Here is a 24,822-nt window from a genome sequence, read left to right on the forward strand (position 1 = left end):
TTAATCATAAAAAATGGCCGCTGCGCCAGCAGATTATTCACTACCGGTACAGCGGCCATTTTTCTTAACTTTTTTATTTTTTCTGATTTTTTTCAGGTATTAATTTCCCGGCGATCAGACACAGGATGATCGTGATCACCATATCCGGCAATGTATTTCCTACCGGCATATCTACATTCATAAGAATTCTGTACACAACGAATCCAATCACCCAGATGATCATATTCGGCACATATACTGCCCGACTGCTCTTGTCTTGTTTTAACAGGAAAAAGTCAGCAATCTGGATAGCGATCATCGGTGCAAATACAGAACCGATCAGATACAGGAAATCCGTTATATTATCCATCGGGTATACAATTGCTGCGGCCGTTCCAATCACTGTCACAACGATAGCAACATGCTTTCCGTTCCATCTGCTTACAACCGTCTCGCTGGAGATTCCAGCAGAGTATGCATCCAGGAAAGTGGTTGTAACTGTTGAAAATACAATGATCAGAAGTCCCAGGATGCCAAGACCTGCCTTTAACATGATCTGTGCAATGTCATACTCTCCGGTAATGATAGCAGCTCCCATTCCGATCACATACATCCAGCAGCTTACGATTCCATATGTAACCGCACTGACTGCAGTTGCTTTCACCGGCTCCTTCGCCTCTCTTGTGTAATCACTGATCAGCGGCAACCACGATAATGGCATTGCAACCGCAAGCTCTACTGCTGCTCCAAATGTCATACTGTCGTCAGACGGTGTTCCCGCCCCGCTTCCTGTAAATATCACCTTACACAGAATCAGTGTCAGGATAAATAATGCTGCCATCGCAACGGTATTGATCTTGCCCAGATTCGTAATTCCGATCACAATCCACAGAATGATCAATGCTCCGATCACCAGACACCAAATCCATCTGCCGGTATGCATCACACCATCTGCTGCCAGTGCCCCGTCATAGATCATGATCGCAGTCCAGCCGACAAGCTGCAACACATTCAGGACCGCAAAAAGGATACTTCCCTTCTGTCCAAAGCTCATCTTTACAGTCTCCATTGCACTCTTTCTGACTTTTCCGCCGATCACTCCTGCCAGGAACAGCATCAGACAACCAATGATATGTCCTACTATGATTGCCGCCAGTCCTTTTCCCATGCCAAGCGGGGCCAGGTATGTTCCGGTCAGGATCTCTGCGATCGAAACCCCTGCGCCGAACCAGATCAGACCGTTTTCAAATAAGCCGGTACGCTTCTCTTCCATAATGTTTATTCCTCCTCGTCTTCCTTTGTAGTCTTATATAATAGTCTTTTTCAAAGCCTGTTCCAGCAGCTGCATCTCATCATCGCTTAATTTCCACTCAAATACCTTACAGTTCTCCTCAATTTTATCACGGCTCTGCGCTCCTATAATACAAGAAGAAATAAAAGGTCTCTGCAAGGTCCAGTTCAATGCAATCTGCGACAATGGAACATTTCGTTCCTCACTGATCTGATCCATTGTTCTTAAAAGAAGCATTACTTTTGAAAACAACGGTTCTTTAAAATATGGGTAAAACCGGTTTCGGTTATCATCCACACCATATTCCTTGAGTTCTCTGTATTTTCCGGTTAAAATGCCTCCTCCGAGCGTTCCATAAGTCATAACTCCCATTTCCTGAGCACAGGCCCACCGGATCAGCTGCTCCCATTTCCAATCTAGCATAGAATACTGTGGCTGATATGCTTCTATAGCACAATATTTTTCTGCTTCTTCCATCTGTTCTTTTGTAAAATTCGATACTCCGATATGCAGAATCTTTCCTTGCTTTTTCAGTGTATTAAGCGCATCCATTGTCTCTTCCATCGGAACATTCGGATCCGGCCAGTGGACCAGATATACATCGATATAATCTGTCTTCAGATTTCGGAGTGATTCTTCGCATTCCCGCATGATCTTATCTGCCGACCCGCAGCGTACATATTTTCCATTAATAAATTCATTTCCACACTTGGTAGCCAGGATCACTTCTTTCCTGACGCCAAGTTTGTGCACAACTTCTCCGATATACTGTTCTGCCCTGCCTCCGTTGTAGGCAGGTGCCGTATCAATAAAATTGATTCCACAATCTACTGCTGCCTTGATCGCATCCATCCGGCTTTCGTCGGAATAAGAATCCCATCCGGCACCTCCGATTCCCCATGTACCAAGACACATCCTGGATACACGAAGCTGTGTCTTTCCAAATTCTGTATATTCCATTTTCTTCATCTCCGTTTCATTTTTCGCTCATTTTGTCAATCTATCATTTTTATATTTAGAATAATGATATCAGAAAACTTTTTATGACTCAAGAGCTGAATGCTTTCTTCCAAGCTCGCCCGTTCCCGTCTCCAACGACTGTCAATACCGCAGCGGAATCTCCGACTTTCTCACATGCACTTCCAGATTTCTGCTTCCAAAATAATGCCGCAATCCCTTAACCGCCAGATCACTTGTATTCTTCGTCCCAACGCAAACAGATTTTAAACAGCTTATATCTCCAAGCTTCATTCTTATAAACGGAATAAATACTTCATCTTTTATCCGATATTCCACCGGAATGCTATTTTCCGGCACTTGATGCTCTCTTTTATGTACACAGAGGAACACCATGCGATATTCCTGCTCCTGTGCAAAACATTCCTTTTTGAAGAACATATTATACAACAGGCAGATCACTGAGATATGATCTACAAATAATTTGACATCCTCTTCTTCTGCGCTATCCAGATCATCCCAGCCATAAATGGTTTTATAATCTTCTCCATCCGATAACAGCAGCCGTTCTATAGTATCTTCCAGTAATTCAATCTGTTCATCATGATCATATATCACTTTTCCATCAAATAACGTGCTGTCATTCCCGCAATGTTCCTGAAATGTTTCCTTCAATTTTCCATATTCGAATTCCATGCAATATCCCATGAAATCCGAATACTCCGACCACATCAACAGGCTGTCACCGCTTGTACAAAAGGAAATAACATAGCTGCCTTCTGCCGATCCGGATACAGTGTCTTCTTGCTCTTCTCTATAATATTTTCGCATTTGTTCCATCAACAGATCTTTCGCATACAAAAGTCTTCTGGGATTTCTCATATGCTTTTCCAGTATTTCCATGCAAATATCTGTTCCAATCGTAAATTCCGTGCTGTCATTCAAGAAATGACTCTCTGTTATCCAGAATTCACCGTCGGTTATGCCTTTTACCCCTGCTGCCGAGGTGTAATGGAATAACCGGTCGTTGTTATTTAGTTGTGGGATTTTGATGAAATCATCTATGTGTTTGTATTTAGACATGTTATGTTCCTCGCTTTTGTGTTCTGCTGTTCTGCTGCTATACTATTATGGTATATTTTGTGCATTTAAAATACCACTGGGGACAGATAAAAAGCTACTATTCCCCGTCCCCAATGGCCCTTCTATATTTCTTTTTTTCCAGCAAAAGATTTTTACAATCTACTTTCATATATTTATCCTTGCAAATCTTCAACTTTCCATCTTTCCCCGTCCTGTCTTTTTCTAAAATTGCTTCATCTCCATCGGTCATAACTACTATATATGTATCATTGTCTATCCTAGTAGTCAAAAATAGTTCCTGTTTTTGTGCGTTCTGGATTCCTTGCCAGTTAACATATGCTCCATAGAACACAATCGCCACAATGATAAGCAGCCACCCTATCAACTGGTAATCTTTATTTTTCCATCTGTATTTGTGTTTCCTTGACAAATTCTTTTTTGGTTCTTTTCTTTTATTTCTTCTGTTTTTTTCGATTAAATCTTTTTGAAAAGAATACACCATGCAATATCCCACCGCAAAAACAATAATAGCATGTATTTATAATATGGGCAGGATTTCCACCGATTATAATGTTGGAATTGCTAAAAGATTTTGTTACAACAGATCCTGCTGCAACGATTATATTATCAGCTAAAGTAACACCATAAAGAATTGTGACATTTTCACCTACAAAACAATTATTTCCTATAACTATTTTCCCAAAAACATCCGATTTTTCAGGATATAAAAGCTTTATACTATTATCATGTGTAACAAATGTAACGTTAGTAGAAACTGTTACATTATTGCCTATATTAATTAAATATGGCTCTCTAGTCATCGGTGAAGAACAAAGCAAACAATCCTTTCCTATTTTCACCCCACGCAACGATAATAATCGTACAGTATCTCATGATTATGAAATATTTTTTCTTTTACTTTTGCCATCAAATAACCTATCTTTACCATTATTAAGCCTTTCCATACTCTTACTCATTTTTCAAATAACTCATAGTTTCCTCAACTACCTTTTTTTTATCAAAAACATCCTCTATATGTCTTCTGCCTGCTAATCCCATTTCTTTTCGTTCCTTATATGAAAGTTGAATAAATTTCTTCATCGTTTTATACAAATCATCTGCGCTTTTCTTTTCGGCAAGATAGCCTGTTTTCCCATCAATTACTGCTTCAAGACAGCCATGAATATTGGATGTAATAACTGGTCTTCCGCTTGCTGCACATTCCAAATTTGTATTTGCCATACCCTCATGCCACGATGGAAGTACAAAACAGTGACATTTTTCGATAAACGGTCTTACATCATCTTGATATCCTTGATAATGTAGCCATCCTTCTTCCTCATATTTCTTTATTTTACTAGAATAATTTTCTTCAAATCCTCCTAAAACATCCAATGAACAGTTGTATCCATCTTGTTTTAGACGTCGCATTGCTTCAAATAATTCATCAATGCCTTTTTCTCTCATTACCCGCCCAATAAATAAAAATCTTGTACACTCACACTCCTCTGGATATTCAATATACTGAAAATGTTCTAAATCAACACCTGCTCCAGCAAGAACTTGAGTTTTTTCAAATGGAACGATTCCGTAATTTACAATTTGATTTCTATTTTCACTGTTTTCAAAAAATACAATCTTCACTTTTTTTAGAGCAATCTTGTACATGACAGTGACCATATGTTTCAACATTCCATCACTCTGGAATGCAGTACCAAGTCCAGTAATATTAACTGCATATGGCACTTTTAGAATTCTACTTACAAATCCACCATAAATATTAGGTTTAATTGTATATGTAATCACAAAATCCGGTTTCTCTAATTTTATAATGTTATAATATGATTTTAATAAATTAATATCCTTTATAGGATTCATTCCTCTTCTTTCCATAGGAATCCGTATTAATTTGCAGTTCCATTTTTCTATTTCTTTTTCTGCATTTAATTCTTTCTGTTCAGCAGCTACAGGAATAATCGAACTTACAGTATTTCCCTCTTTTATTAATCTTTTTATTAACATCCCTCTGAAAACTTCTAGCCCTGAAGCCGAATTACATATAATTAAAATTTTCATCTTTGGTCCCATTCTTTTATGATTCATTAACTTTTTTCATATCTGAACTATTAGTATTTCTATTATATTTATATAATAATGTTGAACTTTCTTTAACTCTTGATAATGTGTGTAAATACTTACTTTTTTTTACAAAGCCATCTTTTTTAAATCCTATTTTTTCTGCTGCACGAATTGAAGCAAAATTATTTATTGCTATACACTCATAAAAATCATTATTATCATCAATAAGTCTAAATAATGTTTTCATTAAAATATTTGCATATCCATACCCTCTATATTCCGGATAAGTATAATAAAAAATAACATAATAATCGTTTTTATTACCAGAATTGAAAACATGTCGTCGACACCTTGTATAGATAACGTAGGCAAAGCTTATATGCTGATCCGATAACTTTTGTACCTACTGCAGCAAACTTATCTTCGTTTTCAGCTAATAATGATAATTCCGGATCAATGAGGCTTAAAACTCCATCTATTTTTTCTTTCTTACAAATATCAAGAATGATCTCTAAATATCCTGGATCTGTCATTCTTGGAACTATATAATATTTGTCAGCTTCATATATAGAAGGAGCCAATTCACTCATATCAGTACAGATAACTTTTCCCTCTCCCGCTAATGTTTTCTTAAAATATTGAACAATTTTATTTCTTGTTCCTGAACTTAAAATTAATAAATTCATGCTATCTCTCCTCGTATTGTTTAAAATTCTTTTTTCTCAATCTTCACTTTTTTCTTTCTAATATCAGCAAAATTTCCCTCAACAATTCTCGTATCTTCAGCTATATCACTTCTCTTAATAACTTTTTGAATTGTCATAAGAAAAATTTTCAAATCAAACCTGAAAGAAATATTATTAACATATTCTACATCAAGCTCAAATCTTCTGTCCCAATTAACAGTATTTCTTCCATTAACCTGTGCCCATCCAGTTAATCCCGGTCTTACATCATGACGATGTTTTTCTGTTTCTGTATACCAAGGAAGATATTCAATAAGCAACGGTCTAGGACCTATAATTGAAAGATCTCCTCCTGATGTAAAGGTAGAAACAACTTTTTTTCAGAGAAAATTTTTCAGCACAACACCAAGCAATTACCCTCAAAAACAGTATAAAAAAAGAACCTCTGATCTCTCAGAAGTCCCTATTTTACGCTGTTTTCTTAAAACACTTCCACTGTCAACACCGTTGCCTGCTTCATATCAAATTCCACCAAATTGTACTCTGAATGACATATCCCCGTAAAACGATACGTCTTTTCCGTATCCCATTCGCACGTTTTCCATATCATTCGCAGCATTGGCACACTGCTGATCTTAAATTCCCAATTTTCCGGGTTATATTTAGGCACCCGAAAACACTCTGCTTCTTTTCTGGCACATGCCTGCACCACCAATCCCCGCTTTTCAGGGTTAAACAAAAATCGTATGTACTTTGGCTCGCCCAATGCCACTATCGTTGAATGAAAAATCCGTATCTTTCCCCATTTTTGGCATAGAGAAATCCCCGGTATCACAATATTATGTTCATGCACACTGATACCTCCGATCTTTAGGGCAGACTTTCCCCTTTAACTATTTCCCTGTTGTAAATTCTGCATAACCATCCAGCATATTTATTTCCAGTGCTTATAGTTTAAATTTATGTTTTGTTCTTCCCATTTTTAACATAGCCTCCGTTAGTATCTGTTTTACTATTCATTATCGCTCATGAATCAAACATACAACATATTTTATATAATTTTCTTGTCTAATAAAAGCTCCTTTATTGTCTTTTTCAAAAAATAAAGGTCATTGACTTATTACTCTAAGTTCAATAACCTTTAATCATCAGACATTGCATCCAACATTGCTAGAATTGCTTTTATTGCCTTATCCATTTTCTTTTTATCCATGCTTAACAACTTTCGTACTATTTGCCAAATTCCAGAATCTTTACATAAATGTTCCTGTGGCACCACAGAGTTTAAGTCGGTTTTCAAACATTTTACAATTCTAACCAGTGTATCTAAACGAGGATTTCCATCGCCAGCCTCTAAGCGTTTGTAAGTTGATTCTCCTACCTCCGCATCTAAAGCAACTTTCTGTGTTGTAAGATTTAATTCATTCCTTCGTTCCCTTAATTGCTTCCCAAAGATATTCTTTTCTTCATCTGTCAAACCGACTCACCTCCCCTTTACAGGCACAAAAAATGCCTGATGATATGGTTGTCCCTTAATAAACATCCCATATTCATCAGGCGTAGGTGATTATAGACTGATTCTATATCCCGATTTGCTCAGTATGAATTTCTTGTTTATGCATTTTTACTTTAACGATTGATCTGCACTTAGGGCATTTTATCTGTATGTTTCCCTCTGTATGTAAATCAATGTCAAATAACCTTTTGTTTTTGCATGTTGGACACGCAACTGGTATAATGTCAACTTTTTGCATGTTAGCCTCCTTCAGCAGAAAGCCAGCTAAAGGGAAAGTCAAAGCTGACCAAATTTTCCAACAACAATAGATTGTTTAGCATTTCCAAGGTAGCGATGCTTACATTATGCGAACATATGTTCCCTTTGTCAAATATTATGTTTATATTTTTCGTCTGTTTCATCTGTTTTTTCATTTGTCATCCACTTCTTTTGTGGCAAAAAAATAAGCCGAAGCAAAATGGCATACTAATACCATTCTGCTCCGGCTTATCTCGCATTGCGGATAGCTCTTGTCCGAGCGATTATCCTTCTTTATTCAATTACTACTTTTCTACCACTCTGTTTAATAATGATGCATTTACAGTTTTCTCCGTAAAATGCTGCAATCATTTCTTTCATGGTGTAGACATCAAATCTGTTGCCTCCACCTTTTACAGAAAAGGCGGGCTGACCGTCTACCCAAACTTTGTCCCCTACTCGTACATTATACATTCTCGTCCTTAATTCATTTTTACCTCTCAAAGCTGTATACCTCTACTTACACTGACAGTGTACTTTCTCCATGTTTCTGTTATAGTATTGCTGATTTTTTAACGCCTTCATTGGATTTTTGTCCTACACCTCCTTGCGATTTTTTCAATAAAGTGCTTGACATCCAATGTTTTCTGAAGTAAAATGAATAATGTCATGTTCACATTGCCTATATATTATCACTTTAATGTGGTATAGTCATAGATAATGGCTCATGTCAGGATGAGATTCTGGTACAATCTCATAAATCAGAATAGTTGGTTAATAAAACAACTTTATTGATTTTCCAGTTATTGCAGAGACTTTCCCTATAGGGGAAGTCTCTTTTTTGATTATACTCCTCAACACCAGAAATGTCAATATTACTAAAAACATTTGTAAAATCTTTTTAAATTTCCGTCATTTTTACTCATAATTTGATATTTTGTTGCACCGTAATATTAATTATTTAATACCGATATCATTTCTTTAATTGACATTTTATCATTCGTCTTTTATAATAAATGTAAAAGTTGTCTGGATATAATTTCCATTTTATATAAGGCGAGAAAGGAAGATGTTACTAATGAATAACCAAGAATATGTAAGAGCAATTATCTCGTATATAAAAAGTTACATGGAAGCGAACAAAATTACTCAGCCAAAACTCGTAGCTTTATGTAAGGAAAAGAATGCCGAAGTATCTCAAGGAACCATTTCTAATGTTTTCAATAAAAAGCCTTCGGCCATACGACTCTCAACTCTAATCAATATTTGTGATGGATTGGACATTGACCTTTCCTCTCTCATGAAGAATATCGAGCTTTCACAAAAATTGCCCGATTCTTCTTCCAACCTGATGATTTATGATACTTCTGATCCTTCGTATAGAGGTTACTTCAAAAAATATTTTATTTATTTTTTAAGTACAGACGAAAAAAATAATGGTGTACTTGTTCATGGCGAGCTTGATTTTAAAAAGAGAAATTCTCCCTCTCCATGTGAGGCAACACTTGAACTCTATACTGGCGAACCTGATCCAGATACAAACAATCCACGCACTAAATCATACACTGGAGATATGGTAATCTCACGAGTCGGATGTATATATTGTAATTTACTTTCTTATGAATATGGAGATATATGGACACTGGCTTTTAACCATATTCAGCTTAACATCAATTCATTTATCGGAGCTATTGGATGCGGCATCACTTCATCTTCTGGAAGTATGCGTTTTCCTACTATACATAAAGTTTTTCTTAGTTCTACCGAACTCACCGAAGAACAACAATGTTATGTCAGTGGATTACTTCGATTATATCGTGATGAAATTACAATTTCAAAGAAACAGTTAAATGCTTTTATGAATCACTCTGGTTTAGACCTAAAATTCAAAAGTAATATTGAGCGAGCCTTAACAGCGCCAGAAACATTCTATAATATTCCTCTCAACATGATTAAACCACCTGTTGCAAACGAAAAATATGCACAAGAACTAGCTTTATTGCTACAGTACTCCACTATGCCTTGCAACGATAAAATTACCAAAGATGAAACTGATCTCGCACCATACATCATAAGTCCCGGCAAATAGCAACCGGGACTTACTTATTTTTTCTCCATACATTCTTTATATAATGCGTAACCATGCAGCCAATCATACATCCCAGACCATTATGAATCATATCGTCCCATTCAAATAAACCACGCATGAAAATCAACTGACTAAACTCTATTATTGCCGAAACCAGTATCCCAACTACCAGAGCCTGATACCACTTTATCTTATGATTTGCAATTATGGGAAGCAGGACTCCGGCGGGCAATAACAATATACAGTTCAGCAAATTCTCTTTTAATAACGTCCAATCATGGTAGCGAATAATATCTCTCCATGACCAGAATGGTACTAACTCATACTGCCGAATAGTTCCCGTCCTGGTAAATACAGTTGAGCCAAATACAATCCCCAGGAACACCACCAACGTCAATACTGCTGCTGCCTGAATCATATTCAATTTCTTTCTATGTACGCACATTACCATCGCTGCACATACCAGTATCAATACACCCACAAAAGCCAATATTTCATATCTTGACCACTGCTTATTATACGTTGTCCATATCTGGTAAATATCCATTCGATTTCCTTTCTGTATCAATCAGCCCAAATCTCAAGAACATCGGATACAAATAACTGGCACCGAATACTCCTAATTTTTTCTGTCCGCTTATATTCCCATTCTCCTCCAATATCACTTTTAGAGCAACTTTCACACTACTCCTCGTTATAGATTTTTTCTTTCGATTAATCTGTATTTCATTTCCATTTACACCATACCGAAATCGTAATCCTTTTACTGTTGTAAAGGAATATCCTGAAAAAATTTCAATCGTACTCCACAGATACTTCTCCATATATTCTAAGGAAGTCCCCTTACATATCTGTAAATGCTCAACGGCTTGCTTTCTTTCTCTATACATTCTGCAACGCTCTGCGTAAAGACTAAGTTCATCTACATTGTAAATCATTTTTGTATATGGCAGATAGGAATGTACAGACGATTTACTCAAACCAGTTGCCTTCATTATTTCCGGAATACTCATTCCCTGCTCTCGCATTGAGTTAATCTGCTCACTGTTCTCAGTATGATATACACCTGCAGTAATCAATATTTTTCGTGTTTTCATCAATGTAATGCCAAATTCTTCTGATACTTGCCTTAACGAAATACTTGATCCATCAGTCATCCCCGAAGTATATGCCTCTACAATACAATTCTGGAACTGTTCCATTATTTTGTTCTGATCATACCCTGGTTTCTTTTTTGTTCTTCCCATTTTTCTTTACTCCACTGCCATGATTGCTTTTATTCTTATTTTTCTCTCTTTTATATTCATCCCATGCATCTACTGCCTCAATCCCTGCCATCCATAGCACCAGGGTATCTGTCCGAAGTGTTACCCCTAAATGCTTCAGCATAAATGGTTCCGGCAAGAGCGAAAGCAAAAAAATCATCAATAGCATGTACGCTTTAAATAATTTGACTATATCCCTCCGCATACGTTTTCTTAAAAAACAATATCCCAAAACATAAAATATAATCACACCCGCCTTAATCCATACTTTCATACCTTCTCCTTTTTTTCGTGTCAATCCAATCATATTATACTGATACTCTGGCACCTGACAGTGCCAGAGTATTCATTTCTTATTCTACAGTAACACTTTTTGCCAGATTTCTAGGCTTGTCTACATCTAACCCTTTAGCCACGCTGACATAATATCCCATTAACTGTAACGGAACAACTGCCAAACTTCCCACGAAGTGTTCATCTATCTTCGGGACATAAACTGCAAAATTTACCTGATCTTCAATCTCATATTTTCCATATGTAGTCAATCCCATCAAATACGCACCACGACTCTTACACTCCAACATATTACTGATGGTTTTCTCGTAAAGATCACTCTGTGTCAATACACCAATTACTAATGTTCCTGGCTCGATCAGACTGATCGTACCATGCTTTAATTCTCCGGCTGCATATGCTTCAGAATGGATATAAGAAATTTCTTTCAGCTTTAAACTTCCCTCCAGGGAAATTGCATAATCAATTCCTCTGCCCACAAAGAACACATCATGAGCATTGGCATATTTTGCAGCAAACCATTGAAGTCTTTCCTTATCCTGCAAGATTTTCTGAATCTTATCCGGAATGGTTAATAGCTCGGAAATGTAATTACCGTACTGCTCTTCTGTAATGCTGTTTCTAACTCTGGCAAATTGAACAGCCAGACAATACATTGCAACAAGCTGGGCACTGTAAGCCTTTGTCGTTGCCACTGATATTTCCGGTCCAGCAAGAGTATAGAATACTTTATCCGCCTCACGAGCAATGCTGCTGCCAACAACATTTACAATTGCCAGAGTTGTCATGCCTTTTTCCTTTGCCAAACGCAAAGCTGCTAACGTATCTGCTGTTTCCCCAGACTGGCTGATGACAATAACCAACGAATTTTTATTTATTGGCATTTTCCTGTATCTAAATTCAGATGCAAGTTCCACTCTTACCGGAACATCCACTAAGTCCTCGATCACATACTGTGCTGCCATCCCAACATGCCAGGCTGAACCACATGCAACAATATATATCTGTTCAAACTTCTGAATTTCTTCTTCTGTAATCTCAACAGATGTTAAATCAATACAATTATTTTTTATGACAGAACCCAAAGTATCCTGAACTGCTTTCGGCTGTTCATGAATCTCTTTCATCATAAAATGTTCAAATCCTGCTTTTTCTGCTGCCTCGGCATCCCACTTAATTTCTGTTGTCTGCTTTTCAATCTCATCCCCATCAAGGTTAAAGAAATGAGCTTCTCCAGGTGTCAATCTGGCAAACTCCAGATTACCAATATAATAAACATTTCTGGTATATTGCAGAATAGCCGGAACATCAGAAGCTACATAGGTTTCGCCGTCTGTCACTCCAATAATCATTGGGCTGTCTTTTCTTGCTACCCAAATTTCTCCCGGATAATCTTTGAACATAAGCTCCAGGGCATAAGAACCACGCACACGAACCATCGTTTTGGCAATCGCATCAATCGGTCCGAGATTATACTTCTTATAATAGTAATCCACCAGTTTGATTACTACCTCTGTATCAGTCTGACTGTAAAAAGTATAACCATGCTTTAATAATTTTTCTTTAAGTTCCGTATAATTTTCGATAATGCCATTATGTACTCCAACTACTTCTGATTCTACTTCTCCAGAACCTGATCTTGTACAATTTCCAGATACATGCGGATGCGCATTAATCTGACTTGGCTCGCCATGTGTTGCCCAACGTGTATGTCCGATTCCACATGTTCCTATCAGTGCTTTTCCTTCATCTGTTTTTTCAATCAGATTACTTAATCTTCCCTTGGCTTTAACCACCTGTGCCAGACGCTCCCCATCTCGCACAGCGATTCCAGCCGAATCGTACCCTCGGTACTCTAATTTAGACAGACCATTTAATAAAATAGGTGCTGCCTGCTGTGTTCCAGTAAAACCAACTATTCCACACATTTTATTTTATCTCCCCGTAAATACTATTGTTTATTTGCGTTTTCAAAAATATGATCTATTAATTTTCCATAGTGTTCACTTCTATTTTCTTCCGGTATCATTTCGATAATTTGCAAAGCAATTAAATATTTCTCGGTTGCCTCCAATCGTTTGTGGTACTTTCCAAGTTGTTTAGAAGTTTCCTTATACATCCAAAAATAAAGACCAGATACAATCTCTACTATCGCTCCAGATAGACCAGCCATAAATGATGCAGAATTATTTCCACCTAATAAAAATAGAACGACTGCCAAAACAAAAAGCATAAATCCTGCAAAGCATGAGAACATAGCTGCTGAGAAAGATTTTCTGATTTGCTGTTTACAGATAACATAGAACTCCTTCAATTCTTTTAAATTTTCAAACATTAAAGTCCTAATATCCTGATTCTCTTCTTTGCTTTTTTCAGTTAAAATATTCAGATCCTTGATAGCTTCTGAAACCTCTTTGGCTTCCCTTTCTGCAGCTAACTCATCTGTTTTTACTTTCGTTTTATACAGAGTATGTATTGATTTTATTATCCAGATAATTCCCAAACACCATGTAATCGGTGATGAGACTGGTGATTCACAATACTGCACTATCAGCTTATATATAAATTGCAATGCATTCCAAAACATTTTTTAATCTCTGCCATACAAATCTCTTGTATATACTTTGTCTTTCACATCATCCAAGCAACTATCATATCTATTAGCAATAATTGCCTGACTCTGTTCTTTAAATTTATCCAGATTATTCACAACCTTGCTTCCAAAGAAAGTGCTTCCATCTTCCAATGTTGGCTCATAAATAATAACTGATGCCCCTTTGGCCTTAATTCTCTTCATAACTCCCTGTATAGAAGATTGACGGAAATTGTCTGAATTTGATTTCATAGTAAGACGGTATACACCAATTACGACCTCTTTTTCCATAGAAGCATCATATGTGTTCTCATCTCCATAAGCATAATACCCAGCTTTCTGTAATACACGATCTGCTATGAAATCTTTCCTTGTTCTATTAGACTCAACGATTGCAGACATCATATTCTGAGGAACATCCGCATAATTTGCCAGAAGCTGTTTTGTGTCTTTCGGTAAGCAATATCCACCATAACCAAATGACGGATTGTTATAATGAGAACCAATTCTAGGATCAAGGCATACCCCATTAATAATCTGCTGTGTGTTCAGTCCTTTCATTTCTGCATAAGTATCAAGCTCATTAAAATATGATACTCTGAGAGCCAGATATGTGTTAGCAAATAACTTCACTGCTTCCGCTTCTGTAAATCCCATAATCAAAGTATCAATATTTTCTTTAATTGCCCCTTCTTGTAACAATCCAGCAAACGTGTTCGCAGCTTTTACAAGTCTGGCATTTTCAACATCTGTTCCCACAATAATTCTGGATGGGTACAGATTATCATATAATGCTTTTGACTCTCGTAAAAATTCCGGACTGAAGATAATATTATCACAATGGAATTTCTCTCTAATGCTAGCAGTATACCCTACCGGAATTGTAGATTTAATTACCATAATTGCATCTGGGTTATATTCAATAACCAGCTTAATCACAGCTTCTACTGCTGACGTATCAAAGAAATTTTTCTTACTGTCATAGTTTGTAGGTGCAGCAATAACAACAAAATCAGCATCCTTATATGCATCCTCTGCATCTAACGTAGCTGTCAGCTTTAACTCTTTTTCCTTTAGGTATTTTTCAATATACTCATCCTGAATCGGACTAATCCTTTTATTGATTTTTTCTACTTTTTCTGGAATAATATCAACTGCCATTACCTCATGATTTTGAGATAACAACGTTGCAATAGAAAGTCCTACATATCCTGTTCCTGCTACTGCTATTTTCATTTTACTTCTACCTCCCCAACTACTAAACTTCTTCAAAAAATGTGTCCGGTCTTTCTGGATTAAATATTTCATTACATGTCATGACAGTCACAAGATTCTCCGTTTCACTCAAATTGATAATATTATGTGTCCAGCCTGGAATCATATGTATAGCCTCAATTTTATCTCCGCTTACTTCAAATTCCACCTTTTCTCCTGTATTAATATTGCGTTCTTGAATTAATCCATGCCCTGCCACAACAATAAAAAGTTCCCATTTTGAGTTATGCCAATGCTGTCCTTTTGTAATTCCCGGCTTGCTGATATTAATTGACACCTGACCACAATCCTGCGTATGTACTAATTCCGTAAAACTACCACGATCATCCACATTCATTTTTAAGGCATATTTGAATTTTTCTGTTGGCAGATATGTCAAATACAAGCTGTATAATTTCTTTGCAAAAGAACCCTCTGGCATCTTAGGCATCATAAGTGTCGTTGGCTGTTCTTTAAATTGCTGCAATAAGTCAACGATTTCTCCCAACGTAACTTTATGTGTTACTGGAACACAGCAATATTTTCCATCTTCTTTTATAACTGTTTCCACACCATCAAATTCACAATGCTTCTCTTTTCTCTCTATCAGATCAAACATGCCTTCTACTAAATCATCAATATACAATAATTCCAGTTCTGTATTACGATCGTTTACAGTAAATTTCTCATCATTTGCCACTGCCCAACAAAAAGTTGACACTGCTGAATTATATTTCGGTCTGGAATGTCCCATCAAATTAGGAAAACGGTATACAGCAACCTTAGCTCCTGTTTCATTTGCATAATCAAAAAACAATTCCTCGCCTGCCTTTTTTGAACGCCCATATTCTGAATTTCCAAAACGTCCTGCAAGTGTAGCCTGTATTGATGAAGAAAGCATAATTGTTGCTTTATTATTATATTTTTTTAAGGTATTCAGTAAATCAGAAGCAAATCCAAAATTCCCTTTCATAAAATCTTCTGGATTTTCAGGACGATTTACTCCTGCCAAATTAAATATAAAATCAGCTTTCTGGCAATACCGGTCTAATTCTTCTGGTGTTGAATCAAGATCATATTCATATATATCTTCTATTGAGATATTCGGTCTTGTCCTATTCTTGTTATCTCGGATATTTTTTAAATTATTTACCAAGGCAGTGCCTACCATCCCTTTTGCACCTGTTACTAAAATATTCATACAACTCACATCCTTATTCCATTTGTTATAGAATCCGTGTAACGCTCCATTTACACTTCTTTTCTCCAAACCATTTTATTAACAACACCTGTATAGCTCTGAATAATCTTTACTACTTTTGAACTAACATTTTCTTCAATATAATCTGGAACTGGAATACCATAATCTCCTGCTCGGTTCATTTCAACTGCAGTATCTACAGACTGTAACAATCCCTTTTCATCAATTCCTGAAAGAATAAAACATGCTTTATCCAATGCTTCCGGACGTTCTGTTGATGTACGGATGCATACAGCAGGGAATGGATGCCCAACCGATGTAAAAAAGCTGCTCTCTTCTGGTAATGTTCCAGAATCTGACACTACTGCAAACGCATTCATCTGCAGACAGTTGTAATCGTGGAATCCAAGTGGTTCATGCTGAATTACTCTCGGATCAAGTTTAAATCCAGTGGATTCAATTCTCTTTTTGCTTCTTGGATGGCATGAATATAAAATTGGCATATCATACTTCTCAGCCATCTTGTTGATTGCATTAAATAAAGATAAGAAATTCTTTTCTGTATCAATATTTTCCTCTCGATGTGCTGACAGCAAAATATATTTTCCTTTTTCCAAGCCAAGTCTGCTATGAATGTCTGATGCTTCAATTTCTGCCAGATTATTATGCAATACTTCTGCCATAGGCGAACCAGTTACATAAGTACGCTCTTTCGGCAAACCACAATCCGCTAAATATCTGCGTGCGTGTTCAGAATATGCCATATTCACATCAGAAATAATATCTACAATACGTCTGTTTGTTTCTTCAGGCAGACACTCATCTTTGCAACGATTACCTGCCTCCATATGAAAAATCGGAATATGCAATCTCTTCGCACCAATTACTGACAGACAGCTATTCGTATCTCCAAGAACCAGCACTGCATCCGGTTTAATCTCTGCCATCAGCTTATAACTTTGTGCAATAATATTTCCACAGGTTTCTCCAAGGTCTGTTCCGACAGCATTCAAATATACTTCCGGATTTTCCAACTTCAAGTCCTTAAAGAACACACCATTTAAGTTATAATCGTAATTCTGTCCTGTATGTGCCAGAATCACATCAAAATACTTACGGGTTTTATTAATTACAGCCGCCAAACGGATAATCTCTGGTCTGGTTCCTACAATAATTAACAATTTTAATTTTCCATTTTCTTTCCATTTCACATTATCATATGTTCCCATTGCCATTTGCACTCTCTTTCTCTGAATATTCTATCAATATGCGTTATTCGCTTCATTAGAGTAATCATGTGATACTTGCGGATTCTTTACTTGTTGAATCTATCATGATTACTTCTGGAACTTTTTTACCTTCATCTATATCTCGATTATAACGATCAAGAAGCTTTTTTACCTTTACAGGATTTCCAACATCAACTAATACATAAATCATATTATCCGTCTGCTCAGCTTTTGCATATTCCTCCACCTGCGTGTCATATCCATGCATATACTGACCATTAGAAGATAATTTTACTTCTATAACCGTTATATCCTGTCCTCGGCTAATTTTGAAGTCCACCGGTCCTCTACCCTCATCAGCTTCACAGCTCAGGCTTAAATTATTTGCCTCAATATAGGCTATACCAGATAAGTGAATCACTCGCTGCACAATTTTTTCACGCTTCTGAGTTCCGGCACTTAGTATGACTTCCCAGCCTCTATTATATTCTACCCAATTTTTGAAAAGATTTAAAATCTCAAGTGAAGCAGCTTTGCTATCAATTTCCCTATCTTTATGTTTTGACAACCATGATATTCCACTTTTCTCTATTCTCTGCCATAATTTAGCAAGGAAATAATCAATCTGTTCTTCCGGATTGTATGCGTCCAATTTTTCTTCTCGGTACGCCTCGATAACCTGCTTACACTTTTCTGAATCTTTAAATATCTTCTCTCGTAAATAATATTTACGATCAGTAGCAGCCCATTGTGTCCAGTGTTCTGCTACCTCATTATTCATCATAGCACGAATTGTATTATTCTCTACAATAACTGAATCTATTTCTTCCCATGATTTTGCTACCGGCAATTTATGCAATATTTCTGTCGGAAGCAAAAGTACTTCATATCCTTTTTCCGGGTTGCATAATAATCCATTATTAAACAACTTATCTGGATAATTATTTATTGTAATTCCAAGTTGTTGGTTCACTCTCTCCGTATATGCCTGTATGTCTGGTAAAATCAATGTTGCAATCATATCGCTTAAACGATCAGGTCCAACATTGTCCTGGAACAATGGTAATAGTTGAAAAAACTCCGGATCTTCAATTCCAGCCTTAACTATATCATACGCTGTTTCCAATACCATTTTTGATATTTTAGGTCCAAATCCTGATCCGGGCGCTTTTTCTCCAAAACCCAGACAAATGCCATTTACTTCTGAAAATTTGAATATGTCAAATGCAGCCCGGAAATATGTATCTTTTAAACTTTTCTGTTCCGCACGATCCAACAATTTTATGATTTTCCGAAAAAAATCATTGATTCTATCATAAGAGCCTTCAAATTCTGGAGTAGTTGTTTCTTTCAATCTCTGGATATTAATGAAAAAAGCATTATCCTTATCCAGAATAGGATCAAATACACCTATTTTCTCCAATGATTCTCCTATTTTCAAATAATCCGATAACAGCATTTTTCAAAACACCTCATCTCTGCCACAGCATGTCCCAGCCTTTATTAAAGTATTTTAATCTAAACTCATCACAGGCAGTTTTGTACTGGCTCATTATAATTACCGCATCACTATATGTGCTTCTTCCTTTTCCATTCGCCTGTCCATCATCAGCTTCCTGTAATAAATCCAAATACTGTGTAGAATCTTCTGATGCCATTATCTGTTTCAGAGGAGAAAGCACACGATTGACTCGACTCGTCTTAAATGCATTCGTTAGGGCATCTGGTTGTTTTTTTGCCAGTGATGAAAATTCCGCATATAAACCACCCAATAATTTTGCAAGTAAATTAAACTGTTCCTCATCTGTAGCTTCCATATCTTCCTTTTCATCAAGTGCTTTAACAATTACATCTACATCATCTCTTATTCGACTTGCTAATGTTGCACATTTCGGTATTCCCGGAGTTTTTTGCAGTTCATAAACATGTCCTTTCTCCAACAACTCCAGATTGTCATATATACGTTCTACATTCGCATCAAAATTTGACTTTTCGCTCATCATGCTCTCCCCCTTCCGTTATATGTATTTATTACTATTCCATCTTTGCAAGTTCCGCCTGAATATATGCCAAAGAAGCAATCTTTTCTTTTGTTTCTTCCAAATTTAATCTCTTTGTATTATTAGAATTAAATTCTGTCAGAGTATTTCTCTTCTCGTCGCCGTCTTTGAAGTATTTATCATAGTTCAGGCCTCGATTATCAGCCGGAACACGATAGAAATTTCCCATATCAACAGCTTTCGCACATTCTTCATTTGTAAGAAGTGTTTCATACATCTTCTCTCCATGACGAATACCAATTACCTTAATATCTTCTTTTCTGCCACCAAACAGCTCGCACACTGCTTCAGCCTGCGTCTGAATTGTACAAGCTGGAGCTTTCTGGATAAGAAGATCTCCATTTTCGCCATGCTCAAATGCAAATAACACAAGGTCAACAGCTTCCTCCAAGCTCATAATAAAACGTGTCATAGATGGCTCTGTCAGAGTAATCGGATTTCCCTGCTTGATCTGATCAATCCAAAGTGGAATAACTGATCCACGACTGCACATAACATTTCCATAACGAGTACAACAAATCTTTGTTTTTCCAGACATTCTGGATTTTGCAACCGCAACTTTTTCCTCTATTGCTTTTGTAATTCCCATTGCATTAATTGGATAAGCTGCCTTATCTGTTGATAAGCAAATAACAGACTCTACCCCTTCCTCAATCGCTGCCGTAAGCACATTCTCTGTTCCAATCACATTTGTACGAACTGCCTCCATCGGGAAGAACTCACATGATGGCACCTGCTTTAAAGCTGCTGCATGAAAGATGTAATCTACTCCTGGCATTGCTGCTCTTACTGATTGTAAATCACGAACATCGCCAATATAAAACTTGATTTTATCTGCTACTTCTGGCATTCTCGCTTGAAAATCATGTCGCATATCATCCTGTTTTTTTTCATCTCGTGAAAAAATGCGGATTTCTCCTATATCTGTTTTAAGAAAACGATTTAAAACCGCATTTCCGAACGAACCTGTTCCACCAGTTATCATAAGTGTTTTTCCTTCAAATAAAGACATTAATATAACCTCCTCATATAATCAAGTGTTTTTTATTGAAAATTCAAGGTTTTTCAACCTTTCATATCTCAGTGAATAAGCCACAGCTATGAGCATTTCGATGTATCAGGTACTGAAATAGCGGTTGAATGGTATACGAAATAAAACGTCATTGATTTTCGCTTTACTGGCCTTGTGTATACCCTTCCCTCTATGGCAGCTAACCTCCTATATCCACCAGGATCATCTCTGTCTCCAGAGGTCCTAACTTCCTTCGTCCTGCCTGCCCATAACCAGGGTGTCAGCTATGCTCCATTACAGGGTCATGCCCTATGGTAAAAATTCCTGCCGACTACTGGCTCATTCTTTGTATTGTTGATTACTGACTTAAAATACTTGTCAATCCTGCAAAATATTGATTTTTTCTGTATGCTATAATAAAAAGAATTGCTGATATAAAAGCGACTGCTATACTTTTTATTACAAATTTTATAAGTCCACCAGTCGGAATCAAGGATATAAACATTGCAGTTATCACTGCTATAGCCACGGTTACTATAAAATAGACAAAATGATTTAATAAAAATTCTTTCTTATCTCTTTTAAAATAATCTCTAAATATTACCGCTGTTCTTGGCATAAAATTAAATGCAAATAAAGTTATTATAGTAGCAATCAATATTCCATTAATTTTCCAAATATAACCCAACAAAATATTAAGGCAAAGATTCATAACTGCTTCTAATATATACCACCATCTACATTGCCAATAAAATCCATTTCCATGAAGATATAGATTCACTGTATTGTTCATATTTATTATGTAAAAATAAATGCAAAACAAACTCATTCCAGAAAAAGACAATAACATTTTTTCATTTCCAGACATCCATATTTGCATAAAAGGTTGGTACAAGCAGAATAGGCAGACCGTACACCAGCCGGTAAAAAACATAATAAAAAATGTAAACTTATTTAAATCTTTGTAATTCTTATCGACAGACTCTTCTACCAAGCTATTTCCTACACTGGCCTGCATTGCACTTACTAAAACAAGAAAGAATCCTCTAATTCCCGAATAAATGTATAAATAATTATCATATACAGCTACTGCAGATAGTCCTATAAAACTAGATATAATTATATTATCCAAAGAATTTCTAGCAGTATCTGCAATTTTGGAAATCAAAAGTGCTTTTATTTGTTTGTTCAAATTTTCCCTTATAGAATTTGGAACTTTTCCATTTGGGATAATTTGGGGAAATAACTTATGAGAATATATCTGTAGAAAAATGTTATTAGCAATTGTTCCTATTGGCATTACGAGAATATATACATAATAATTTTTAAACAACATCAAAAATATAATTTGAATAACTCTAATTGATACTGTTGTAACTGTTTGTATATTTGAAACAATATCTTCTCGTTGCATTGCAGTTAACAGTGCGCTTTTATAGGCAAATAACCAGTACGATATTACAGTATTAAATAAATATATCAAATATAATATGTATATATTTATATTTTCTGGTACATATCCAGTTATTAGCTGTCCCAAGAAAGGTAATAAAGCTAATCCAACTCCTAATACTACAATTCCTACAATTTTATAAACTTTATTCAAATAATTTACTAAAGCACATATCAAATCTGTATTTTTTTCTGATATGGGCTTATATAATGCAAATACAACTGCCGTTGAAAATCCCAATTCTGCAAGACTTAACATTTGGAGTATTGATGTAAATAATCCACTTAAGCCTTGATATTCTGCTCCCAAATAATAAATAACTATTGTTCTAATAATAAATGGCAAAATAATATTTAGTATTTGCTTTATTAATCCACTACTAAAATTACGTATGGTATTTTGTGTTCTAGTTCTTGACAATTTAACATTCCTCATTTCCTAAGCCGATATTTTTAATATATAATTGATATCAGCACATAGTATAAAGACATGAATATATTATACATAAATAATGCTAATGTATATCCAATTGCACTTCCTGATATCTTTCCATCATAAATGCTGTCCCTTGAAATATTTGAAATAGGAATAAATAAAATAAAATATGTAAGAAGTAAAATTCTAAATCCTATCTTTACAGAACCAAATACTATAACCAATAAAATGCTAGTAATGATTCCAATTCTAAGGACATCTTCATATTTTGCATAATTTAGTCCTATTGGGCACTTATTTAACGCTTCATCTTTTTTCATCAATTTAAGTATTATTAAGCACATTATTATCGGATACACATTAATCACATATGTCATAATAATCTGATACGTATTTATTAAACTATTGCTAGCTCCCGAATGATATAGGTTGTACCACAATTTAAATAAAAATCTATACTGCGAATACTCCAAGAATGATAAATCAATATTTTTAAGTACCAATGCTCCCAATAGGAAAAAAAACACAATTCCATACTTCTTTTTATTCGATAACTTCATAACAAGGAATATTTCTGCAAAAGCTAAAAATATTGCAGAATAATGGAATCCAAATGCTAGTACATAAAAAATTCCTTTTTTTGTCAATTTTTCACTATGAAATGCAATACATAAAAAAGGCGCTGCTAAATAAAATCTTGTCAAGTCAACTTGAAACATCATAATCAACAGAAAAAAGTAAAACATTAACAATGGCTTTTTCCCTTTTCTAAAAAAAATGCCATAAAAAATTAATGATGGTATAAATACAATCGCAAATAACCATTTTTGAACAGACAAACCTATTTTTTTTGCTACCACTATTGTCAATGTAAACAAAGGCTCATATTCATTCAAAAACAAGCTTTTAATATCAAGTGTACTCATTATGCGATTTATATTTGAAGATGAATAATATTCAATATAGTTTCTCAAATCCAATCCCAAAGTTCTGTTTGAATACATAAAACTTAATATAAAAATTGCAAAAATGACTATTGCGCATTGACTTTTTTTTGAAAATTTATTCTGTATTAATCCCAATAAAAGAATAACAATTATCGCTATCCAAAAAACAACAAATTGAATTTGCATACTCATAAGTTATATTGCACCCCCTTTTCAAAAACATTGTCTAACAGTTTTCTTGATATGCTTCCGCTTCACGCTTCCACTCTTTATATAGTAATTCATTCATCTGAGGAAAATCACTCATCAACCTTTTCCAAACCATATCATTTCTATTAATTCCTTTTGTATTTGATTTCCATAAGCCAACTTTTCCAGCCTTTATGCAATCAAAATATACTAATTCATTTTCCATACATGAAAATGTCATTTTATTATTGCGTATTGCACATAATTTTAGCCATAAGTCATCAGTATACAAAGCCGCTTCTGTAATATAATTTTTATCAAATGTATACTCTGGCAAACTGTGCGGTGGGTATAATACACCATTACATCCAATAGGCACTAATAAGTAACTTGGATTTTCGACTATACGATTTGACCATTTATTATATGCAAGATATTGATTATCTACACCGTATTCTATTCGATGTGTTTTATTTGCAATTATACAATCAGGATGTTTTAAATAATTATTCCATAGAATTTCCAAATGATTTTCCGGATAAAATATATCATCATCAGCTATTACAACACAGTCATCAGGATATTCTTGCACTGTATAGTAATATTTTTTATGCGGCTTCAGATCATCACACCACTTAATCTCTAGGCCATATTTTTCAAGCCTTTTCAAATTATCAGGTAACTCTATTCCTTCAAATTGAGATTTTGCTAACCATAAGAGTACCTTTTTAGGCTTTAGTGTTTGTGAAAGCAATGTGACAATAGTCAGCCATACAGTATTTATTCTCTCAGGAAATGAAGTCAGTGAAACAATAATACTGCTCTCTTCACTAATACCAATCTTTTCAAATTTTTTATTTAAAATTGGATATCCCAAATTAATTAACATTTTATAAAATCTATATTTCCATATTGCCAGGAAATGATTATCATATTTTAACTTTATTGAATCATATAATTTTTTTATCATAAA

The 24,822-nt window shown here is 35.4% G+C and carries 28 protein-coding genes; 1 reads left to right on the forward strand and 27 read right to left on the reverse strand.

The window, feature by feature from the left end; all coding sequences use genetic code 11:
• Positions 1 to 73 precede the first annotated feature (73 nt).
• The 13 genes from cytX to NKF87_RS07995 all read right to left on the reverse strand — a co-directional run bounded on the left by cytX (position 74) and on the right by NKF87_RS07995 (position 8,332).
• Positions 74 to 1,252, reverse strand: a complete 1,179-nt coding sequence (gene cytX, locus NKF87_RS07935; RefSeq protein ID WP_253583388.1) for a putative hydroxymethylpyrimidine transporter CytX — start codon at positions 1,250 to 1,252, stop codon at positions 74 to 76.
• Between the two features lie 33 nt (positions 1,253 to 1,285).
• Positions 1,286 to 2,230: an aldo/keto reductase gene (locus tag NKF87_RS07940; RefSeq protein WP_253583389.1), complete on the reverse strand. Its 945-nt coding sequence runs from the start codon at positions 2,228 to 2,230 to the stop codon at positions 1,286 to 1,288.
• Positions 2,231 to 2,371: 141 nt separating this feature from the next.
• Positions 2,372 to 3,310 (reverse strand): DUF2971 domain-containing protein, encoded by a 939-nt coding sequence (locus tag NKF87_RS07945; RefSeq protein WP_253583390.1) that lies wholly within the window; start codon positions 3,308 to 3,310, stop codon positions 2,372 to 2,374.
• A gap of 97 nt (positions 3,311 to 3,407) precedes the next feature.
• Positions 3,408 to 3,812, reverse strand: coding sequence for a hypothetical protein (locus NKF87_RS07950; protein ID WP_253583391.1), 405 nt, complete (start codon positions 3,810 to 3,812; stop codon positions 3,408 to 3,410).
• The gene (locus tag NKF87_RS07955) at positions 3,763 to 4,149 is read right to left on the reverse strand and encodes an acyltransferase (RefSeq protein WP_253583392.1); all 387 of its coding nucleotides are present in this window, start codon (positions 4,147 to 4,149) and stop codon (positions 3,763 to 3,765) included. Before NKF87_RS07955 ends, NKF87_RS07950 begins: the two co-directional genes overlap by 50 nt.
• A 130-nt stretch (positions 4,150 to 4,279) precedes the next feature.
• Complete coding sequence (locus tag NKF87_RS07960) at positions 4,280 to 5,386, reverse strand: glycosyltransferase family 4 protein (protein WP_253583393.1); 1,107 nt, start codon at positions 5,384 to 5,386, stop codon at positions 4,280 to 4,282.
• A 16-nt stretch (positions 5,387 to 5,402) separates the two neighbouring features.
• Positions 5,403 to 5,768 (reverse strand): GNAT family protein, encoded by a 366-nt coding sequence (locus NKF87_RS07965; protein WP_330642813.1) that lies wholly within the window; start codon positions 5,766 to 5,768, stop codon positions 5,403 to 5,405.
• The gene (locus tag NKF87_RS07970) at positions 5,710 to 6,075 is read right to left on the reverse strand and encodes a hypothetical protein (protein WP_253583394.1); all 366 of its coding nucleotides are present in this window, start codon (positions 6,073 to 6,075) and stop codon (positions 5,710 to 5,712) included. Before NKF87_RS07970 ends, NKF87_RS07965 begins: the two co-directional genes overlap by 59 nt.
• Positions 6,076 to 6,095: 20 nt before the next feature.
• Positions 6,096 to 6,413, reverse strand: coding sequence for a sugar transferase (locus tag NKF87_RS07975; RefSeq protein WP_330642814.1), 318 nt, complete (start codon positions 6,411 to 6,413; stop codon positions 6,096 to 6,098).
• 143 nt (positions 6,414 to 6,556) lie between these two features.
• Complete coding sequence (locus NKF87_RS07980; RefSeq protein WP_253583395.1) at positions 6,557 to 6,928, reverse strand: hypothetical protein; 372 nt, start codon at positions 6,926 to 6,928, stop codon at positions 6,557 to 6,559.
• A gap of 288 nt (positions 6,929 to 7,216) precedes the next feature.
• Positions 7,217 to 7,552, reverse strand: coding sequence for a helix-turn-helix transcriptional regulator (locus tag NKF87_RS07985; protein WP_253583396.1), 336 nt, complete (start codon positions 7,550 to 7,552; stop codon positions 7,217 to 7,219).
• A 103-nt stretch (positions 7,553 to 7,655) separates the two neighbouring features.
• The gene (locus NKF87_RS07990; protein WP_253583397.1) at positions 7,656 to 7,829 is read right to left on the reverse strand and encodes a hypothetical protein; all 174 of its coding nucleotides are present in this window, start codon (positions 7,827 to 7,829) and stop codon (positions 7,656 to 7,658) included.
• Positions 7,830 to 8,122: 293 nt separating this feature from the next.
• Positions 8,123 to 8,332 (reverse strand): hypothetical protein, encoded by a 210-nt coding sequence (locus tag NKF87_RS07995; RefSeq protein WP_147345593.1) that lies wholly within the window; start codon positions 8,330 to 8,332, stop codon positions 8,123 to 8,125.
• A gap of 574 nt (positions 8,333 to 8,906) precedes the next feature.
• Between NKF87_RS07995 and NKF87_RS08000 the strand changes: the two genes are divergently transcribed.
• Positions 8,907 to 9,917: a helix-turn-helix domain-containing protein gene (locus NKF87_RS08000; RefSeq protein ID WP_253583398.1), complete on the forward strand. Its 1,011-nt coding sequence runs from the start codon at positions 8,907 to 8,909 to the stop codon at positions 9,915 to 9,917.
• A 10-nt stretch (positions 9,918 to 9,927) separates the two neighbouring features.
• Here the strand turns inward: NKF87_RS08000 and NKF87_RS08005 are convergent, their stop codons facing one another.
• From NKF87_RS08005 to NKF87_RS08070, 14 genes are all read right to left on the reverse strand, one after another.
• Complete coding sequence (locus NKF87_RS08005; RefSeq protein ID WP_253583399.1) at positions 9,928 to 10,464, reverse strand: VanZ family protein; 537 nt, start codon at positions 10,462 to 10,464, stop codon at positions 9,928 to 9,930.
• Positions 10,433 to 11,164 (reverse strand): hypothetical protein, encoded by a 732-nt coding sequence (locus tag NKF87_RS08010; protein WP_253583400.1) that lies wholly within the window; start codon positions 11,162 to 11,164, stop codon positions 10,433 to 10,435. The genes NKF87_RS08005 and NKF87_RS08010 overlap by 32 nt, the downstream gene beginning before the upstream one ends.
• Entirely contained in the window at positions 11,133 to 11,456 is a 324-nt protein-coding gene (locus NKF87_RS08015; RefSeq protein ID WP_253583401.1) for a hypothetical protein, read from the reverse strand. The genes NKF87_RS08010 and NKF87_RS08015 overlap by 32 nt, the downstream gene beginning before the upstream one ends.
• Before the next feature lie 79 nt (positions 11,457 to 11,535).
• Entirely contained in the window at positions 11,536 to 13,404 is a 1,869-nt protein-coding gene (glmS, locus tag NKF87_RS08020; RefSeq protein WP_253583402.1) for a glutamine--fructose-6-phosphate transaminase (isomerizing), read from the reverse strand.
• A 23-nt stretch (positions 13,405 to 13,427) separates the two neighbouring features.
• Positions 13,428 to 14,063, reverse strand: coding sequence for a TRADD-N-associated membrane domain-containing protein (locus NKF87_RS08025; RefSeq protein ID WP_253583403.1), 636 nt, complete (start codon positions 14,061 to 14,063; stop codon positions 13,428 to 13,430).
• 3 nt (positions 14,064 to 14,066) lie between these two features.
• Positions 14,067 to 15,305, reverse strand: coding sequence for a nucleotide sugar dehydrogenase (locus tag NKF87_RS08030; RefSeq protein ID WP_253583404.1), 1,239 nt, complete (start codon positions 15,303 to 15,305; stop codon positions 14,067 to 14,069).
• 22 nt (positions 15,306 to 15,327) lie between these two features.
• Positions 15,328 to 16,524 (reverse strand): NAD-dependent epimerase/dehydratase family protein, encoded by a 1,197-nt coding sequence (locus NKF87_RS08035; protein WP_253583405.1) that lies wholly within the window; start codon positions 16,522 to 16,524, stop codon positions 15,328 to 15,330.
• Positions 16,525 to 16,574: 50 nt separating this feature from the next.
• On the reverse strand, positions 16,575 to 17,753 hold the full coding sequence (wecB, locus tag NKF87_RS08040) for a non-hydrolyzing UDP-N-acetylglucosamine 2-epimerase (RefSeq protein WP_301291905.1): 1,179 nt from the start codon (positions 17,751 to 17,753) through the stop codon (positions 16,575 to 16,577).
• 64 nt (positions 17,754 to 17,817) lie between these two features.
• Positions 17,818 to 19,212 carry a hypothetical protein gene (locus NKF87_RS08045; protein WP_253583407.1) on the reverse strand — a complete coding sequence of 465 codons (1,395 nt, stop codon included), beginning with the start codon at positions 19,210 to 19,212 and terminating at the stop codon, positions 17,818 to 17,820.
• Between the two features lie 13 nt (positions 19,213 to 19,225).
• Positions 19,226 to 19,756: a hypothetical protein gene (locus tag NKF87_RS08050; RefSeq protein WP_253583408.1), complete on the reverse strand. Its 531-nt coding sequence runs from the start codon at positions 19,754 to 19,756 to the stop codon at positions 19,226 to 19,228.
• A 31-nt stretch (positions 19,757 to 19,787) separates the two neighbouring features.
• Positions 19,788 to 20,825 carry a polysaccharide biosynthesis protein gene (locus NKF87_RS08055; RefSeq protein ID WP_253583409.1) on the reverse strand — a complete coding sequence of 346 codons (1,038 nt, stop codon included), beginning with the start codon at positions 20,823 to 20,825 and terminating at the stop codon, positions 19,788 to 19,790.
• Positions 20,826 to 21,183: 358 nt separating this feature from the next.
• Positions 21,184 to 22,698, reverse strand: coding sequence for a lipopolysaccharide biosynthesis protein (locus tag NKF87_RS08060; protein WP_253583410.1), 1,515 nt, complete (start codon positions 22,696 to 22,698; stop codon positions 21,184 to 21,186).
• 32 nt (positions 22,699 to 22,730) lie between these two features.
• Positions 22,731 to 23,852, reverse strand: a complete 1,122-nt coding sequence (locus NKF87_RS08065; protein ID WP_253583411.1) for an EpsG family protein — start codon at positions 23,850 to 23,852, stop codon at positions 22,731 to 22,733.
• Between the two features lie 34 nt (positions 23,853 to 23,886).
• On the reverse strand, positions 23,887 to 24,819 hold the full coding sequence (locus NKF87_RS08070; protein ID WP_253583412.1) for a hypothetical protein: 933 nt from the start codon (positions 24,817 to 24,819) through the stop codon (positions 23,887 to 23,889).
• Between the last annotated feature and the right edge of the window lie 3 nt (positions 24,820 to 24,822).

The organism is Dorea longicatena, from assembly GCF_024168045.1.
Taxonomy (GTDB): Bacteria; Bacillota; Clostridia; order Lachnospirales; family Lachnospiraceae; genus Dorea_A.